This window comes from Pseudomonas tolaasii NCPPB 2192 (assembly GCF_002813445.1).
In the GTDB taxonomy this organism is placed as follows: Bacteria; Pseudomonadota; Gammaproteobacteria; order Pseudomonadales; family Pseudomonadaceae; genus Aquipseudomonas; species Aquipseudomonas tolaasii.
Genome location: NZ_PHHD01000001.1, coordinates 1,446,682 through 1,464,995, shown reverse-complemented (window position 1 = coordinate 1,464,995; position 18,314 = coordinate 1,446,682). Strand labels below are relative to the sequence as shown.

General features: G+C 56.9%; 14 protein-coding genes. 9 read left to right on the top strand and 5 right to left on the bottom strand.

The features are described from left to right. Positions 1-42: 42 nt before the first annotated feature. Positions 43-813, top strand: a complete 771-nt coding sequence (locus tag ATI14_RS06835; RefSeq protein ID WP_016970677.1) for a lysophospholipid acyltransferase family protein — start codon at positions 43-45, stop codon at positions 811-813. Between the two features lie 180 nt (positions 814-993). On the opposite strand, the gene ATI14_RS06830 is transcribed toward ATI14_RS06835, so the two are convergent. Next, on the bottom strand, positions 994-3,267 hold the full coding sequence (locus ATI14_RS06830; RefSeq protein WP_218166681.1) for a CHASE2 domain-containing protein: 2,274 nt from the start codon (positions 3,265-3,267) through the stop codon (positions 994-996). A gap of 404 nt (positions 3,268-3,671) precedes the next feature. On the opposite strand from ATI14_RS06830, the gene ATI14_RS06825 reads away from it, so the two are divergent. After that, positions 3,672-4,394 (top strand): response regulator transcription factor, encoded by a 723-nt coding sequence (locus ATI14_RS06825; RefSeq protein ID WP_016970679.1) that lies wholly within the window; start codon positions 3,672-3,674, stop codon positions 4,392-4,394. A 104-nt stretch (positions 4,395-4,498) separates the two neighbouring features. Here the strand turns inward: ATI14_RS06825 and gyrB are convergent, their stop codons facing one another. Genes gyrB through dnaA form a run of 4 tightly spaced genes read right to left on the bottom strand, consistent with a single transcriptional unit; the run spans position 4,499 to position 10,701 of the window. Then, a complete protein-coding gene (gene gyrB / locus ATI14_RS06820; RefSeq protein ID WP_016970680.1) occupies positions 4,499-6,916 on the bottom strand; it encodes a DNA topoisomerase (ATP-hydrolyzing) subunit B in 2,418 nt (805 codons plus the stop codon). A gap of 4 nt (positions 6,917-6,920) precedes the next feature. Continuing rightward, on the bottom strand, positions 6,921-8,024 hold the full coding sequence (gene recF / locus ATI14_RS06815) for a DNA replication/repair protein RecF (protein ID WP_016970681.1): 1,104 nt from the start codon (positions 8,022-8,024) through the stop codon (positions 6,921-6,923). Between the two features lie 20 nt (positions 8,025-8,044). Then, positions 8,045-9,148 carry a DNA polymerase III subunit beta gene (dnaN, locus tag ATI14_RS06810; RefSeq protein WP_016970682.1) on the bottom strand — a complete coding sequence of 368 codons (1,104 nt, stop codon included), beginning with the start codon at positions 9,146-9,148 and terminating at the stop codon, positions 8,045-8,047. Positions 9,149-9,186: 38 nt separating this feature from the next. Beyond that, complete coding sequence (gene dnaA / locus ATI14_RS06805; protein WP_026083142.1) at positions 9,187-10,701, bottom strand: chromosomal replication initiator protein DnaA; 1,515 nt, start codon at positions 10,699-10,701, stop codon at positions 9,187-9,189. 586 nt (positions 10,702-11,287) lie between these two features. Here dnaA and rpmH point away from each other — a divergent pair. The 7 genes from rpmH (at position 11,288) to rsmG (ending at position 18,302) form a co-directional block, all read left to right on the top strand. Then, positions 11,288-11,422 carry a 50S ribosomal protein L34 gene (gene rpmH, locus ATI14_RS06800; RefSeq protein ID WP_003213577.1) on the top strand — a complete coding sequence of 45 codons (135 nt, stop codon included), beginning with the start codon at positions 11,288-11,290 and terminating at the stop codon, positions 11,420-11,422. 16 nt (positions 11,423-11,438) lie between these two features. Continuing rightward, complete coding sequence (gene rnpA / locus ATI14_RS06795) at positions 11,439-11,843, top strand: ribonuclease P protein component (protein ID WP_026083143.1); 405 nt, start codon at positions 11,439-11,441, stop codon at positions 11,841-11,843. Beyond that, positions 11,836-12,081, top strand: a complete 246-nt coding sequence (gene yidD, locus ATI14_RS06790; protein ID WP_080520206.1) for a membrane protein insertion efficiency factor YidD — start codon at positions 11,836-11,838, stop codon at positions 12,079-12,081. The genes rnpA and yidD overlap by 8 nt, the downstream gene beginning before the upstream one ends. Positions 12,082-12,083: 2 nt before the next feature. Next, on the top strand, positions 12,084-13,766 hold the full coding sequence (gene yidC / locus ATI14_RS06785) for a membrane protein insertase YidC (RefSeq protein WP_016970685.1): 1,683 nt from the start codon (positions 12,084-12,086) through the stop codon (positions 13,764-13,766). Positions 13,767-13,845: 79 nt separating this feature from the next. Continuing rightward, positions 13,846-15,216 (top strand): tRNA uridine-5-carboxymethylaminomethyl(34) synthesis GTPase MnmE, encoded by a 1,371-nt coding sequence (gene mnmE / locus ATI14_RS06780; protein WP_016970686.1) that lies wholly within the window; start codon positions 13,846-13,848, stop codon positions 15,214-15,216. Between the two features lie 552 nt (positions 15,217-15,768). Further along, positions 15,769-17,661 (top strand): tRNA uridine-5-carboxymethylaminomethyl(34) synthesis enzyme MnmG, encoded by a 1,893-nt coding sequence (gene mnmG, locus ATI14_RS06770; RefSeq protein WP_031319708.1) that lies wholly within the window; start codon positions 15,769-15,771, stop codon positions 17,659-17,661. Next, on the top strand, positions 17,658-18,302 hold the full coding sequence (rsmG, locus tag ATI14_RS06765) for a 16S rRNA (guanine(527)-N(7))-methyltransferase RsmG (protein ID WP_016970688.1): 645 nt from the start codon (positions 17,658-17,660) through the stop codon (positions 18,300-18,302). The genes mnmG and rsmG overlap by 4 nt, the downstream gene beginning before the upstream one ends. Positions 18,303-18,314 lie beyond the last annotated feature (12 nt).

The following is an 18,314-nucleotide window of genomic DNA, read 5'->3' as shown; positions in this document are numbered from 1 at the left end:
CTTTTAGCAGGCGGGCCGTGTCCCGCAACGGTAAATGCCGCCATGTCGATCTTGCAGGCCATCAGAACCTTTTTCTTTTACCTGCTGCTGGGCACCAGTTCATTCCTGTGGTGCACCCTGAGCTTTTTTATCGCGCCCTTCCTGCCGTTCAAGGCGCGCTATCGCTTTATCAACGTCTATTGGTGCCGCTGCGCGTTGTGGCTGACCAAGGTGTTTCTCAATATCCGTTTCGAGGTCAAGGGCGCTGAGAACGTGCCGGACCGGCCTTGCGTGATTCTGTCGAACCACCAGAGCACCTGGGAGACGTTCTTCCTGTCTGCGTACTTCTCGCCATTGAGCCAGGTGCTCAAGCGTGAACTGCTGTACGTGCCGTTTTTCGGCTGGGCCATGGCCATGCTGCGTCCGATCGCGATTGACCGCGACAACCCCAAGGCAGCACTCAAGCACGTGGCCAAGAAGGGCGATGAGCTGCTCAAGGATAACGTTTGGGTGTTGATCTTCCCGGAAGGTACTCGCGTTCCCTACGGCACCGTGGGTAAGTTCTCACGCGGTGGTACGGCGCTCGCGGTAAATGCCAATTTGCCGGTACTGCCGATTGCCCACAACGCCGGCAAGTTCTGGCCAAAGACCGGTTGGTCTAAACGTCAGGGCACCATCACCGTGGTGATCGGCGAGCCAATGTATGCAGAAGGCGAGGGACCACGTGCCATTGCCGCGTTGAATGACCGCGCTGCGGCGTGGAACGAGGCTCAGCAACGTGCCATGGGTTCGCTGCCGCCGGAGCCGGTTGTGGTGGAGACGCCCGCGATTTGAGCATCTGTGGATAACCTGTGTACGGTTTGTTGGCGAATCGCCCTTTTTGATTCATAACAAGCTGATTTACTTACATATTTCCTGATCTCATAAAATCCCGAAAAACGTGCATAAGTTTTTTCGGCATTAAAAAACCGGTCCTTGTGACCGGTTTTTTATGCACAACAGAAAAGTGCGTTTTCAGTCGTCGAGCAAGGGCAGCAGCAAAGTGAATGTCGAGCCTTTGCCCAGCTCGCTTTCACACACGATGCGTCCACCATGACGCTCGATGACGGCCTTGACCATGGTCAGCCCCAGCCCCAAGCCCTCGCTGCCTTGCGCCGAGTCGAAGCGCCGGTATTGGTTGAACAGCTCCGGAAGATCCTCCGGCGCAATGCCTGGCCCTTGATCGCTGATACGGCATTCCAGCACCCCTTGCGTACTGCCATGGCTCAAGGTAACGGTGGTGCCGGACGGTGAATACTTGATCGCGTTTTCCAGCACGTTGAACAACGCACGGGTGAGCAGCGACTGGTCGGCCGAAACCATACCCTCATCCGCCTCATCCAGATCGTGCACCAGGTGAATACCCTTGAGTTGGGCAACCACCGCGACCTGATCAAAGGCGTCCATCACCAGCATGGCAAACAGGGTGGGCTGGAAGTGGTAGCCGTCGGCTTCCGCCTTTGCCAGTTGCACGAAGGATTCGGTGAGGCTCAAGGCACGTCGCACCTGTTGCTCGATCTGGGCGAATACCAGTGACTCGCCGTTATGCACATCCAGTAACGCCAGGATCGCCGAATGGGGCGCACGCAAGTCGTGGGACAAAAAGCGCAGCATGGTTTCACGGTGCTGCTGGGCTTCACGCTCTTTGCTCAGGTCGGTCAGGCTGAGTAACCAGCCAAGGGCAACGTCCCCTTCTGCCGGCAACAGGGGTGCGAGCTCCATGCGCAGGCTGCGTTGGTGGATGTCACGAAATTCAACCAGCTCCATCGCCGACAGGGCAGGGCGAACACCATTGTGCAGCGGTGGATAACCCAGGTCGGCGAGTTGTTCGAGCAAGTTGCCATTGACCAGATCGCTGCCGAATACGTCACGCGCCACGCGGTTTGCCAGCAGGATGGTGCCCTGCGGGTCGGTAATCAGGGTCGCCACCGGCAAGCATTCCAGGCCATCGGCCATGAAGCGTCGAGTGTCGCGTGTACGGCTCACAGCCTGCTCCAGGGCGAAGATCCGGCCCTGGAGCACATCACCCTGGCGGGCAGGAGCGCGACGGCGTTCAGGCAGCACTTTGGGTTCGTTATCCAGGCGCGCCAATTCCCAGCCGAAGTAGGCGAGGATGACGCTGAGGCGGCGCCAATTCCAGATCAGGTAGCTGAGCAACAAGCCGATCAAGCACGCGGCAGGCGACCACCAATGCCCCAAACGCAATAACGCCCACGAGGCGAGCAGGGCACCGGCCATGCAACCTATCGTCATCCACAGCGCATAGCGCGGGCGGTACAGCAAAAGCCCCAGCAGCAAAGCCACCACAGACGTGGCCATCAGCGCCGAGAGCCAGCCGGGCAGGTCGACGATACTGCGCCCCAGCAGCAGGCCATTGAGAATGTTGGCCTCTATCTCTACCCCGGCGGTGGCGCCGAAGGACGATGAAAGGGGTGTGATGAAACGATCGCCCATGCCATAGGCGGTGGCGCCCACCAGGATCAGCCGACCACGCAACAGCTCTGGCGAGACATCACCGCGCAAAACGCTGACATAGGAGACGCTGGGGAAATGACTGTGCGCCGTGAACGGAACACGAATCGCATGCTCACGTTGCCAGTGCGCGTCGATCGATTCCTGGGGATGCCCGGGCATGGGCCCGGTTTCACCCATCAGGGCATACGCCAGCCACGCCAGCTGAGGGAGAGTATTGCCGGGCGGACCTTCGCGCAGGTACAGGCTGCGCACGACGCCGTCATTGTCCGCTTCGATGTTGATATGCCCCACGCCCTTGGCACACTTGAGCATTGGCATTAACGGCTCATCCGGCGGGTGGGCACTCACGGAACCCTCGGTTACCAGCGGCAAGAGTACGTTGCCGGCATCGCACACCGCATCGGCCAGTTGTCTGTCCTGGGCCGCTTCGCCCGGTTCGCTGAAGATGACGTCGAACAAAATGCCAGCAGGTTGAGCAGCACTGAGACGGTTAATCAGATCGGCGTGCAGGCTGCGGGGCCATGGCCATCGGCCCAACTGCTGCAGGCTCTGATCATCGATAGTGACCAGCAAAATACGCGGGTCGACCGGAAGGGGAGTGAGACGCCGAAGGCTGTCATACAGTGGGTTGTTGAGTGCCAGACCGGCACTCAGCGACAGGTATACGGTGAACGGTAAAAGCACCAGGCCAATCCACAACCACTCGCGCACAAGGCCGTGGAACAGCAATTGGGCCTGAGTGGGTTGGCGTTTTTCGGTCCTTCGCCACCACATCACGACATTGCCGTGGCATGTGGACAGTGGGTAGTTGATGCTGTCATGGCCCCGGCTTCTCCTTCCAGGCGATGTTGTTGAAACGTGGTGCTCTGGAACCCATTGAAGCTCATTCCTGTCTGAGGGAAAGACTTTCCTGAATGTTTCGCTCGGGAGCCTGGCGACTTCCCCTTAAGGGCGGCCTGCCACGATCCTTTTCCTCGGAAGCGGGAGTCGGTATCTTCCCTCTAGGTCTCAGGGTCTTTTAATGGGTTAAGGCGCTTTGATATCAGCGTACCCAGAGATCCGAGGGTCTTTGAATCTGACCACAATTCTTCAGATTCATGGACCGGCATCTGCGCGGTATGTGCCCGCTTTTACTTCGGCCATCGGCTGCCGTATTTTTTGTAGAAAGGACCCACCCCATGCGTGTCGCAATACTGGATGACGAGCCCGCTGAGTTGCGCCGGGTTGAACAGACACTGCGACAAATCCCCGGCACCACGGAACAACCCTGGTCTTTGCATTGCTTCGAGCGCGGTGAAGACCTGTTGCGCCAACTGCGACGGGAAACCTTCGACCTGCTCATACTCGATTGGCAGTTACCCGATATCACCGGTATCGCATTGCTGCGCTGGACCCGTGAACACATGGAGTCACCGCCCGCCGTCATCATGCTGACCAGCCGCGACGCTGAAAGCGATATCGTCACCGCATTGAACAGCGGGGCGGATGATTATGTCAGCAAACCCTTTCGGCCCAACGAACTGAAAGCCCGGGTCAGTGCAGTCTTGCGTCGCCACGGCCTGCAGAAATCAACCACCCATGAAGTCCAGAGCTTCAACGACCTGATCTTCGATGACGCAGAACTGACCGTTACCCGCGCGGGAAAACCGATCAATCTGACCGAGCGTGAATACCGCCTGGCCAGTTGCTTGTTCGCCAATCTGGCGCGACCGCTGTCTCGTGAGTATCTGTATGAGCGATTCTGGACCCATGAGGAAATGGTCTCCTCGCGGCCTTTGGACACGCACATTTATCGACTGCGCAACAAGCTGGGGCTGACTGCAGACCGCGGCTGGCAACTGCTGACTATCTACGGCTACGGCTACCGGCTGGAAAGCGTAGCGGCAGCCACTCAGGGCTAGATCCTGAATGTTCCACGTGGAGCATTTGCAAAATGCTTGTTCATCAAGCAATAAAAAAGGCCAGCGCTGAGCACTGGCCTTTTTGGTTTAGCGAGTTTGCCTGATCAGAAATCCAGGTTGGACACCGCCAAGGCGTTACTTTCGATGAAGTCACGACGTGGCTCAACCGCATCACCCATCAGGGTGTTGAAGATCTGATCCGCGCCAATGGCGTCTTCGATGGTCACGCGCAGCATACGACGCTGGCTTGGGTCCATGGTGGTTTCCCACAGTTGATCCGGGTTCATTTCGCCCAGACCTTTGTATCGCTGGATGGTGTGGCGCTTGGTACTTTCGGCCATCAGCCAGTCGAGGGCTTCCTTGAATTCCTTGACCTGCTTCTTGCGCTCACCACGCTGGATGTAAGCGCCATCGTCCAGCAGGGTGCTCAACTGCGCGCCCAGGGTGACGACGGTTTTGTAGTCGTTGCTGCCGAAGAAGTCGCGGTTGAAGGTGACGTAATTCGACAGGCCGTGAGAGATCAACTCGACCTCTGGCAACCAGACGTTACGTTCACGGTCTTCACGCAGGCTGGCTTTGTACACCAGGCCAGACTTTTCGACAGTGCGCAGGCGTACTTCGTACTGAGCCAGCCAATCCTCCATAGCTGCGTGGTCGCCCAACTGCTCGAGGCTGACGGCCGGCAGGTAGATGAAGTGCTCGGTGAGCTCCTGAGGGTACAGACGCGACAGACGCTTGAGCGTCTTCATGACCATGCGGAAGTCGTTAACCAGACGCTCCAGCGACTCACCGGAGATGCCCGGCGCTTCGTCGTTCAGGTGCAGGCTCGCATCTTCCAGGGCCGACTGCGTCATGTACTCTTCCATGGCATCGTCATCTTTGATGTATTGCTCTTGCTTGCCTTTTTTGACCTTGTACAACGGCGGCTGCGCGATGTAGATGTAGCCACGCTCGATCAGCTCCGGCAACTGACGGAAGAAGAAGGTCAGCAGCAGGGTACGGATGTGCGAACCGTCGACGTCAGCATCGGTCATGATGATGATGTTGTGATAACGCAGCTTGTCGATGTTGTATTCGTCACGGCCGATGCCGCAACCCAATGCCGTGATCAAGGTGCCGACTTCCTGAGAGGAAATCATCTTGTCAAAGCGCGCTTTCTCGACGTTGAGAATCTTGCCCTTCAACGGCAGGATGGCTTGGGTACGACGGTTACGACCCTGCTTGGCGGAACCGCCAGCAGAGTCACCTTCCACCAGGTACAGTTCGGAAAGGGCAGGGTCCTTCTCCTGGCAGTCCGCCAGTTTGCCCGGGAGGCCGGCGATGTCCAGCGCACCTTTACGGCGGGTCATCTCACGCGCCTTGCGCGCAGCTTCACGGGCACGCGCAGCGTCGATCATCTTGCCGACGACCAATTTGGCTTCGTTCGGGTTCTCCAGCAGGAAGTCGGAGAAGTACTTGCCCATCTCCTGCTCGACCGCTGTCTTCACTTCGGAAGACACCAGCTTGTCTTTGGTCTGAGAGCTGAACTTAGGATCCGGTACTTTCACCGAAATAATCGCAGTCAGGCCTTCGCGAGCATCGTCACCGGTGGTGGCGACTTTGTGCTTCTTCGCCAGGCCTTCCTGTTCGATGTAGTTGTTCAGGTTACGCGTCAGTGCGGAACGGAAACCCACCAGGTGAGTACCGCCATCGCGCTGCGGAATGTTGTTGGTGAAGCACAACAGGTTCTCGTTGAAGCTGTCGTTCCACTGCAGGGCGATTTCCACGCCGATGCCGTCTTCACGCTGAATGTTGAAATGGAACACCTGGTTGACCGCAGTCTTGTTGGTGTTCAGGTATTCAACGAATGCACGCAAGCCACCTTCGTACTTGAACAGCTCTTCCTTGCCGCTGCGCTCGTCCTTGAGGACGATACCCACACCGGAGTTGAGGAAGGACAGCTCACGGATACGTTTGGCCAGGATGTCCCAGCTGAAGTGGATATTCTTGAACGTTTCGCTGGAAGCCTTGAAGTGAATCTGGGTACCGGTAGTTTCACTGTCACCGACGATTTTCATCGGTTCTTGTGGAACACCGTGAACGTAAGTCTGTTCCCAGATCTTGCCGCTGCGGCGAACAGTCAGGATCAGCTCTTCGGAAAGGGCGTTTACCACCGATACACCTACACCGTGCAAACCGCCGGATACTTTGTAGGAGTTGTCGTCGAACTTACCGCCGGCGTGAAGCACGGTCATGATGACCTCTGCCGCCGAAACGCCTTCTTCTTTGTGCACATCTACCGGAATGCCGCGACCGTTGTCGCGCACGGTGATGGATTCATCCGGGTGGATGATGATGCTGATGTCGTCGCAGTGACCGGCCAAAGCTTCGTCGATGGAGTTGTCGACCACCTCGAACACCATGTGGTGCAGACCGCTACCATCATCGGTGTCGCCGATGTACATACCAGGACGTTTGCGTACGGCATCCAAACCTTTCAGCACTTTAATGCTGGTCGAGTCGTACGTGTTTTCTTCGCTCATGCCTTCACTCCCGATGGTCGTGGGTCTGGGTGATACGGCCCTGTTCCACGTGGAACAAAGCGACTGGCGTTTCCGTCTGCCAGCCTTCCCTCAATAATTCGTGGTCTACACAGGTGATAAACACCTGGCAGCGTAAGTCTTCCAACAAGCGGCATAACGCACGACGGTGTTGCTCGTCGAGTTCGGACGGCAAATCATCCACCAGATAAATACACTGACCGCGCCGAGCGGTGCCCACCAAATGGCCCTGAGCGATACGCAACGCACAGACCACCAACTTCTGCTGACCACGGGACAAAATATCCGCGGCATTATGAGCACCTAGTCTAAGGCGCAGGTCAGCCCGTTGAGGTCCGGCTTGGGTATGTCCAATTTGCTGATCCCGTTGCAAGGACGTGGCGAGCACTGCACTCAGTTCTCGCTCTTTATCCCAACCACGGTAGTAACTCAGCGTCAGCCCATCGAGATCCAGCAACTCACTCAGGGTCTGTTCAAAGACTGGTTTCAAGGCTTTGATATAGGCGCGGCGGTACTCATCTATTTCATCGCTGGCCAGGCACAGTTCCCGGTCCCAGGCCGCTTGCGAAGCGGCGTCAAGTGTACCATGCCGCAGCCATGAGTTCCGCTGCCGGAGGGCCTTCTGCAGGCGCTGCCAAGTGGCCATGAAACGCGGTTCCACGTGGAACACTCCCCAGTCGAGGAATTGCCTGCGAATTTTTGGAGCTCCCTCCAACAGCCGGAAGCTGTCGGGGTTGATCAATTGCAACGGCAGGATTTCCGCCAATTGGGCAGCACTGCGCGCGTTTTGCCCGTCGATGCGAATTTGAAACTCGCCGCCGCGATCACGAGATATCCCCAGGCTACTGTGGCCACCTTCCGCCAGCTCAACCTGGCCAAACACGGTGCAAGCCAACTGTTCGTATTGAATCACCGGCAATAAACGAGCACTGCGAAAGGAACGGGCAAGCCCCAGCAAGTGGATGGCTTCCAGCACGCTGGTTTTGCCACTGCCGTTGGCGCCATGGAGGATATTGATGCGGGGAGAGGGGGAGAAGGTCACCGGGTGCAGATTGCGCACCGCGGTGACCGAGACGCGACTGAGGGACATCTAGCTTCTGCTGGGCATGATTACAGGCGCATCGGCATGACAACGTAAGCCGAGTCGTCGTTGTCGGATTCCTGCACCAGCGCACTGCTGTTGGAGTCCGACAGAATCAGGCGAACTTGTTCGGTAGTCATCACACCCAGCACGTCCAGCAGGTAGCTCACGTTGAAGCCGATTTCCAGGGAGCCGCCGTTGTAGTCAACGCCCACTTCTTCTTCCGCTTCTTCCTGCTCCGGGTTGTTGGCCTGGATCTTCAACTGACCATTGGCCAGTTGCAGACGGATACCACGGTACTTTTCGTTCGACAGAATCGCGGTACGACTGAACGCTTCACGCAGCGCCTGGCGATCACCCAACACCAGCTTGTCACCGCCTTTAGGCAGCACGCGCTCGTAATCCGGGAACTTGCCATCGACCAGCTTCGAGGTGAACGTGAACTCGCCGGTGGTCGCACGAATGTGGTGTTGACCCAACACAATGCTGACATTGCCTTCCGGCTCGGTCAGCAAGCGCGCCAGTTCAAGGATACCTTTGCGCGGCACGATGACCTGGTGGCGGTCTGGCTGGCCGATGTCAGCGCGCATCGAGCACATGGCCAAACGGTGACCGTCGGTGGCCACGGCGCGAATGATGCCTTCCGACACTTCCAGCAACATACCGTTGAGGTAGTAACGCACGTCCTGCTGAGCCATGGCGAAGCTGGTGCGCTCGATCAGACGGCGCAGTTTGCTTTGCTCCAGGCTGCAGGTCAGCGAACCCGGGCCTTCTTCCACGGTAGGGAAGTCATTGGCCGGCAACGTCGACAGGGTGAAACGACTGCGACCAGCCTTGACCACGAGCTTGGCGTCATCAACCTTGATGTCGATGAGCGCATCGTTTGGCAGGCTTTTGCAGATATCCATCAGCTTGCGCGCGGGTACCGTGATTTCGCCCGGCTCGGCGGGTTCTTCCAGCTGTACGCGGCCGACCAGCTCGACTTCCAGGTCAGTACCGGTCAAGGACAATTGCTGGCCTTCGACTACCAGCAATACGTTGGAAAGCACCGGCAAGGTCTGTCGGCGCTCGACGACGCCTGCGACCAGTTGCAGGGGTTTCAACAGGGCTTCGCGTTGAATGGTGAAATGCATGGTCTAGTCCCTTGCCTTAATAAGCTGCGCTGGTGTCATCACGTTGTCAGTGTACGCAGCAGGTTCTTGTAGTCCTCGCGAATATCCGCGTCGGATTCCTTAAGTTCATTGATCTTGCGGCACGCGTGCAAGACCGTGGTGTGGTCACGACCACCAAATACATCACCGATTTCCGGCAGGCTGTGGTTGGTCAACTCTTTGGAGAGGGCCATCGCCACCTGACGTGGACGTGCCACCGAGCGCGAACGGCGCTTGGACAGCAGGTCGGAAATCTTGATCTTGTAGTACTCGGCCACGGTACGCTGGATGTTATCCACACTCACCAGCTTGTCTTGCAGTGCCAACAAATCCTTCAGGGATTCGCGAATCAACTCGATGGTGATGTCGCGCCCCATGAAGTGCGAGTGAGCGATGACACGCTTGAGCGCGCCTTCGAGCTCGCGCACGTTGGAGCGAATGCGTTGGGCAATAAAGAAAGCGGCGTCGTGAGGCAGATCGACTTTGGCCTGGTCGGCCTTTTTCATCAGGATCGCCACGCGGGTTTCCAGCTCCGGCGGCTCTACCGCTACGGTCAAACCCCAGCCGAAGCGCGACTTCAGGCGCTCTTCAAGACCTTCGATTTCCTTCGGATAACGGTCACTGGTCAGAATGACCTGCTGGCCGCCTTCGAGCAGGGCATTGAAAGTGTGGAAAAACTCTTCCTGAGAGCGCTCTTTGCGCGCAAAGAATTGAATGTCATCGATCAGCAGCGCATCCACCGAGCGGTAAAAGCGCTTGAATTCGTTGATGGCATTAAGCTGCAAGGCCTTGACCATGTCAGCCACGAAGCGCTCCGAGTGCAGGTACACGACCTTGGCATTCGGGTTCTTCTTTAATAGATGGTTACCTACAGCGTGCATCAAGTGGGTTTTACCCAAACCTACACCGCCATAAAGGAAAAGCGGGTTGTAACCATGCTTGGGGTTATCGGCAACTTGCCAGGCGGCCGCGCGGGCCAGCTGGTTGGATTTACCTTCGACGAAGTTCTCAAAGGTAAAGGTGCGATTCAGGTAGCTGGTGTGCTTGAGCGCACCTTCGACCTGCACGGTGCGCTGTTCGGCGCGGACCGGCGCTTGCTGGGAGCTGGCGCCTGCCATCGGGTCAAAGCTGTCGCGGGACGGTTCTTCGTTCTCCGGCGCGTTTTTTTGTGCCGACGACTTGGAGGGCGTCGTTGCCGCTGGCGCGGGAGCACTGGCGACCGGCGCCGCCTGGGCCTGTGACGCGGCCGCCGCCAACGGTGCATTCGGTGCGGCACGCGGTGCAGAACTGCGCTTGCTGCCTATTAATAAGGAAAGCGCAGGGGCGAGGCCGTTGCCGTGTTCATCGAGCAACTCGAGTACGCGGCTCAGGTACTTCTCGTTGACCCAGTCGAGAACAAAACGGTTGGGTGCATAGACACGCAACTCGTCGCCTTCGGCTTCGACCTGTAGCGGACGGATCCAGGTGTTGAATTGCTGGGCAGGCAGCTCATCGCGCAAAAGCTCCACGCACTGCTGCCAAAGTTCCACTGACACGGATATCCCCTAAGTTGAAAGCCGGTGAGGCAAAAACAGCCGCCATTGTAGCGGCCAGCCGTCCACTTATCCACATGTAGGTTGCTCACAGGGCACCCAACATCAATGTGTTAAGGGCTAAAAAGCCGACCAGTGGTCTGTGCATAAGCTCTGTGGATAAGCGTACCTGAGGTCGTTGTACAAGTGGGGGCGAAAGTCTGTGGGTAACCAGCCTGTGGATAACACACCCTTTCACACACAGCTTATCCGACAGCGCAGCACAGGGAGAGCACCGCTTTCCCCCGTAGTTGTCATTCTCTGTACAGTAGGTAGAATCTAGGCCCAAAGCAGTTATCCACAGATGACTGACTGCCTAGCTTTTATAAGCTTTACAGAAAAGCTTTAAATAACTTCCTTCTTTATTTTTATATCTATGCCCTGGTTCGTGAAAGGCATGCATATAGAAAAGAGCCCGCTGGGCCGTAGAGATCTAATTAAAGGAAAAGCTGGTTGGAAATTGACCTAGAGGCTTGCTTTCTCTAGAATCGCCGGTCTCTTAAAACGGGGGCCATTCCGGCCCGTTGTGGACGAACCAGGTAACAACGCCATGAAACGTACTTTCCAACCAAGCACCATCAAACGCGCCCGTACTCACGGCTTCCGTGCTCGCATGGCCACCAAGAACGGCCGTGCTGTCCTGTCGCGTCGCCGCGCCAAAGGTCGTGCGCGTCTGGCAGTTTGATAATCCGGTACTGGTGGTGAGTCAGGACTTCAGTCGGGAAAAGCGTCTGCTAACCCCCCGGCATTTCAAGGCAGTCTTTGACTCCCCCACCGGCAAGGTTCCGGGGAAAAATCTCCTGCTCCTTGCGCGTAACAACGATCTTGATCACCCCCGTCTCGGGTTGGTGATCGGCAAGAAGAGCGTAAAGCTCTCCGTTGAGCGCAATCGCCTCAAGCGTCTGATGCGCGAATCGTTTCGCCTCCACCAGGACACTCTGGTCGGATGGGATATTGTTATCGTCGCGCGCAAAGGCTTGGGGGATGTAGAAAACCCCGAATTGATTCAGCATTTCGGCAAGCTCTGGAAACGTTTGGCGCGTACCCACAAGCCGGCACCAGAAGTCAGCACCGAAACTGTAGGGGTAGACAGCCTTGATGCGTAAACTGGCTATCGTTCCGATCCAGTTTTACCGCTATGCCATTAGTCCTCTGATGGCTGACCACTGTCGTTTCTACCCCAGTTGTTCTTGCTACGCGTTAGAGGCCATAGAAAATCATGGCTTTTTGCGCGGTGGCTGGCTGGCCTTTCGTCGTTTAGGCCGCTGTCATCCGTGGAATCCCGGTGGTTATGACCCGGTTCCACCTATCCCTACCTCCCGTTCTTCTTCGATGGCCGAGTAATCATGGATATTAAACGCACGATCCTGATCGTCGCCCTGGCAATCGTGTCCTACACCATGGTTCTTAAATGGAACCAGGATTATGGACAGGCTGCCCTGCCGACTCAGAATGTTGCTACCAATCAGGCTGCGCCGGCTATTCCGGACACCCCGCTGGGTAACAATGCTTCCGCCAGTGCCGATGTACCCAGCGCGAATGCCGATACCAGCACCCCTGTAGAAACGCCGGTCATTACCAATAAAGACCTCATCCACGTAAAAACGGATGTGCTCGACCTGGCAATCGACCCACAGGGTGGTGATATCGCCCAGCTGAAGCTGCCGCTTTATCCACGTCGCCAGGACCATCCGGATGTACCGTTCCAACTGTTCGATAACGGTGGCGAACGTATTTATCTGGCGCAAAGTGGCCTGACCGGTGCCAACGGTCCGGATGCACGTGCTACCGGTCGTCCGGTTTATTCGACCGAACAGAAGACTTATCAACTGGCCGATGGCCAGAACCAGTTGAACGTCGACCTGAAATTCAGCCTCGACGGCGTCAACTACATCAAGCGGTTCAGCTTCACCCGCGGTCTGTACGACTTGAAGGTCACTTACCTGATCGACAACGAAAGCGACAAACCGTGGAGCGGCAACCTGTTTGCCCAGCTCAAGCGTGACAACAGCGCCGACCCATCCTCCAGCACTGCCACCGGCACCGCGACTTACCTAGGCGCCGCCCTGTGGACAAGTAGCGAGCCGTACAAAAAAGTGTCGATGAAAGATATCGACAAGGGCCCGCTGAAAGAAACCGTCCAGGGCGGCTGGGTTGCCTGGTTGCAACACTACTTCGTGACCGCCTGGATCCCGAACAAGGGTGAAGCCAACCTGGTTCAAACCCGCAAAGACAGCCAAGGCAACTACATCATTGGCTTTACTGGCCCGGCGTTGACCGTGGCTCCAGGCGCCAAGGCTGAAACCAGCACCACGCTGTACGCCGGCCCGAAAAGCCAGGCTGTGCTCAAAGAGTTGTCCCCAGGTCTGGAACTGACTGTGGATTACGGCATTCTGTGGTTCATTGCCCAGCCGATCTTCTGGCTGCTGCAACATATCCACAGCATCGTCGGTAACTGGGGTTTCTCGATCATCTTCCTGACCATGCTGATCAAGGGGCTTTTCTTCCCTCTGTCGGCAGCCAGCTACAAGTCGATGGCCCGCATGCGCGCCGTAGCGCCGAAACTGGCGGCTCTGAAAGAGCAACATGGCGATGACCGGCAGAAAATGTCGCAAGCCATGATGGAGCTGTACAAGAAAGAGAAGATCAACCCGCTGGGTGGATGCTTGCCGATTCTGGTGCAGATGCCGGTATTCCTGTCGCTGTACTGGGTACTCCTGGAAAGCGTGGAAATGCGTCAGGCTCCGTTCATCTTGTGGATAACTGACCTGTCGATTAAAGACCCGTTCTTCATTCTGCCGATCATCATGGGCGCGACCATGTTTATCCAGCAGCGTCTGAACCCGACTCCGCCGGATCCGATGCAGGCCAAGGTCATGAAAATGATGCCAATCATTTTCACCTTCTTCTTCCTGTGGTTCCCTGCTGGTCTGGTGCTGTACTGGGTGGTCAACAACGTGTTGTCGATCTCTCAACAGTGGTACATCACACGTAAAATCGAAGCGGCTACCAAAAAAGCTGCGGCGTAATTTACTCTGTGGATAACCACTCAAGACGCCCCCTAGTGGGGCGTTTTGCTTTCCGTCACTTTTGTTCTGGAACCTGCTGATGAGCGCTCCTCGTGAAACCATCGCTGCTGTCGCTACCGCTCAAGGTCGCGGCGGTGTCGGTATCGTTCGAATTTCCGGGCCGCTCGCCGGGGTGGCCGCCAAGGCCATCAGCGGTCGCGAGTTGAAGCCGCGTTATGCCCATTACGGCGCGTTTCTGGATGCCGACCAAAGCGTACTGGATGAAGGCTTGGCGCTGTATTTCCCTGGGCCGAATTCCTTTACGGGCGAAGATGTGCTGGAACTGCAGGGGCACGGCGGCCCAGTCGTGCTGGATATGTTGTTGCAGCGGTGCCTGCAATTGGGCTGCCGGCTGGCGCGGCCGGGAGAGTTCAGCGAGCGCGCGTTCCTCAACGACAAACTCGATCTGGCTCAGGCCGAAGCCATTGCGGATTTGATCGAGGCAAGTTCTGCACAGGCTGCGCGCAACGCCTTGCGCTCGCTGCAGGGGGCATTTTCACTGCGTGTGCATAACCTCACGGAGCAATTGATCAGTCTGCGTATCTATGTGGAAGCGGCGATTGATTTTCCGGAAGAGGAAATCGACTTTCTCGCCGATGGCCATGTTCTGGCAATGCTGGACAAGGTCCGTGATGAGTTATCCACAGTACTGCGCGAAGCCGGGCAGGGTGCTTTGCTGCGTGACGGGATGACCGTGGTGATTGCCGGCCGCCCCAACGCCGGCAAATCCAGTCTGCTCAATGCCCTGGCGGGGCGCGAAGCCGCTATCGTCACCGAAATTGCCGGCACCACGCGGGATATCTTGCGCGAACATATCCACATCGACGGTATGCCGCTGCACGTGGTGGATACCGCCGGTTTGCGCAACACCGACGACCAGGTCGAAAAGATTGGGGTGGAGCGTGCGCTCAAGGCCATCGGCGAAGCTGATCGGGTGCTGCTGGTAGTGGATGCGACCGCCCCCGAAGCTGTGGATCCTTTTGCCCTGTGGCCGGAATTCCTTGAACAACGACCAGACCCGGCCAAAGTCACCTTGATCCGCAACAAGGCCGACCTCACCGGCGAAGCGATTGCGATGCAAACCAGTGAGGATGGCCACGTCACCCTCAGCTTGAGTGCGAAGTCAGCAGGAGAGGGGCTGGAACTGCTGCGTGATCACCTCAAGGCCTGCATGGGCTACGAGCAGACATCTGAAAGCAGTTTCAGCGCACGTCGCAGGCACCTGGAGGCGTTGCGTCACGCCAGCGCGGCGCTGGAACACGGCCGAGCCCAGTTGACCCTGGCCGGGGCTGGAGAGCTGCTGGCTGAAGATTTGCGCCAGGCACAGCAGCTGTTGGGTGAGATCACCGGCGCATTCAGTTCCGACGACCTGCTGGGGCGGATCTTTTCCAGCTTCTGTATCGGTAAATAACCTCTCATTGCTCACAGACAGGCCATTCGCGCCTGTCTGTTTCGCCCGTTTCAGGGCAATTCATCTCATTTTTTGATTTACCTACCAGGCGGTGGCGGCTTTTGTGTGGCCGCTATTTGAGTGTGTGGGCCTTTTTTTGTGGATTAAGCCCTGTGAATAACCGCTCCTGTGCCCAGTTGATAACAGGGCCTGAAAGCTGAGCAAAACCACCCTTGTGGATAACAACCGCTTTAATCCACAGGCTTAACGCACTTATCCAAGGGCCTCATTGGCACATGACCACAGACTTTTGAATCTCTGTACATATTGAAAATAAAGGCTTGTAGAGATCTATCCACAGAAAGATAGCTGCATAGAAATAAACATAAAAACAAAGATCTTATAAATTTCTTCTTTTTTAATTTCTATTGTCTGTGATTCATCCACAGCTGGTTAAATTTTGTGCAAAGGGTTCTTTAGGAAGGCCTAAGTCCCTATACTTGCCGCCATAGCTCCAAAACCCTTTCAACAAACAATTCCTGATTACCTACATAAGCAGGCACGAGGTGCGTGGTGGATTTCCCTTCCCGTTTTGAAGTGATCGTTATCGGCGGCGGTCATGCCGGTACCGAGGCAGCACTGGCGTCAGCACGCATGGGTGTAAAAACCCTGTTGCTGACGCATAACGTGGAAACCCTCGGTGCCATGAGTTGCAACCCCGCCATTGGCGGGATCGGCAAAAGCCATCTGGTCAAAGAAATCGACGCCCTTGGCGGCGTGATGGCCATGGCTACCGATAAAGGCGGTATTCAATTTCGCGTACTCAACAGCCGCAAGGGCCCCGCCGTGCGTGCCACTCGGGCACAGGCCGACCGCATCCTCTACAAGGCTGCGGTACGTGAAACCCTGGAAAACCAGCCGAACCTGTGGATATTTCAACAAGCCGCCGATGACCTGATCGTCGAGCAGGACCAGGTCCGTGGTGTTGTCACGCAAATGGGCCTGCGTTTCTTCGCAGAATCCGTGGTGTTGACCACTGGTACGTTCCTCGGCGGACTTATCCACATCGGCATGCAGAACTATTCCGGCGGTCGCGCCGGTGATCCGCCGTCGATTGCTTTGGCAAAACGCCTGCGTGAATTGCCGCTGCGGGTCGGCCGTCTGAAAACCGGTACCCCGCCGCGCATCGACGGGCGTTCTGTGGATTTCTCGGTAATGACCGAGCAGGCCGGCGACACGCCGATCCCGGTGATGTCGTTCATGGGCTCCAAAGAACAACACCCGAAACAGGTCAGTTGCTGGATTACCCATACCAACGCGCGCACCCACGAAATCATTGCCGCGAACCTCGACCGTTCGCCGATGTATTCCGGTGTGATCGAAGGTATCGGCCCGCGTTATTGCCCATCGATCGAAGACAAGATCCACCGCTTTGCCGACAAGGAAAGCCACCAGGTCTTTATCGAACCCGAAGGCTTGACCACCCACGAGCTGTACCCGAACGGGATTTCCACTTCCCTGCCGTTCGACGTGCAAATTCAGATCGTGCAGTCGATTCGCGGTATGGAAAACGCGCACATCGTGCGACCGGGCTATGCCATCGAGTACGACTACTTCGACCCGCGTGACCTGAAGTACAGCCTGGAAACCAAACTGATCGGCGGTCTGTTCTTTGCCGGACAAATCAATGGCACCACCGGTTACGAAGAAGCTGGCGCCCAGGGTTTGCTGGCCGGAACCAACGCTGCGCTGCGCGCGCAGGGCAAAGACAGCTGGTGCCCGCGTCGCGACGAAGCGTATATCGGCGTATTGGTCGACGACCTGATTACCCTGGGCACCCAGGAACCGTACCGGATGTTCACCTCCCGGGCGGAATACCGTTTGATCCTGCGCGAAGACAACGCCGACCTGCGTTTGACGGAAAAAGGCCGTGAGTTGGGCCTGGTCGATGACGTGCGTTGGGCGGCTTTCTGCAAAAAACGCGAAAGTATCGTGTTGGAAGAGCAGCGCCTGAAAAGCACCTGGGTTCGCCCGGGCACCGAGCAGGGCGACGCAATTGCCGTAAAATTCGGCACGCCGCTGACCCACGAATACAACCTGCTGAACCTGCTGTCCCGTCCGGAAATCGACTACGCTGGTTTGGTCGAAGTGACCGGTCAGGGCGCAGAAGATCCACAGGTTGCCGAGCAGGTCGAAATCAAGACCAAGTACGCCGGTTACATCGACCGTCAACAGGACGAGATCGCTCGCCTGCGTGCCAGTGAAGACACCAAGCTGCCTGTGGATATCGACTACACCAGCATTTCCGGGCTGTCGAAAGAGATTCAAAGCAAGTTGGGGATAACTCGGCCGGAGACTTTGGGCCAGGCATCACGTATCCCCGGTGTTACTCCGGCAGCCATTTCGCTGTTGATGATTCATTTGAAAAAACGCGGCGCGGGCCGTCAGTTGGAGCAAAGCGCTTGAGTTCGTCTGTTACCTCGCAACATGCCGAAGAGTTATCCACAGGTGCACGCCAGTTGGGTGTTGACCTGACTGCAGCCCAGCACGAATTGCTGCTGGGCTACCTGGCCCTGTTGATCAAGTGGAACAAGGCTTACAACCTGACCGCCGTGCGTGATCCGGATGAAATGGTTTCCCGGCATTTGCTCGACAGTCTGAGCGTGATGCCGTTTATCGAAAACGGTCGCTGGCTCGATGTGGGCAGTGGCGGCGGAATGCCTGGCATTCCGTTGGCCATCCTGTTTCCCGAGTCCCAGGTCACCTGCCTGGACAGCAACGGCAAGAAAACCCGCTTCCTGACTCAGGTCAAACTCGAACTCAAACTGGATAACCTGCAAGTTATCCACAGCCGCGTCGAAGAATTCACGCCTGAACTGCCTTTCAACGGAATTGTTTCCCGGGCGTTCAGCAGCATGGAGAACTTCAGCAACTGGACCCGCCACCTGGGCGACCGCGACACCCGCTGGCTGGCAATGAAGGGCGTCCATCCAAGCGATGAGCTGTTAGCATTGCCGGCAGACTTCCACCTCGATAGCGAACACGCCTTGGCCGTACCCGGTTGCCAAGGCCAACGCCATCTGCTGATACTGCGCCGCACGGCATGATTGGGAACACAA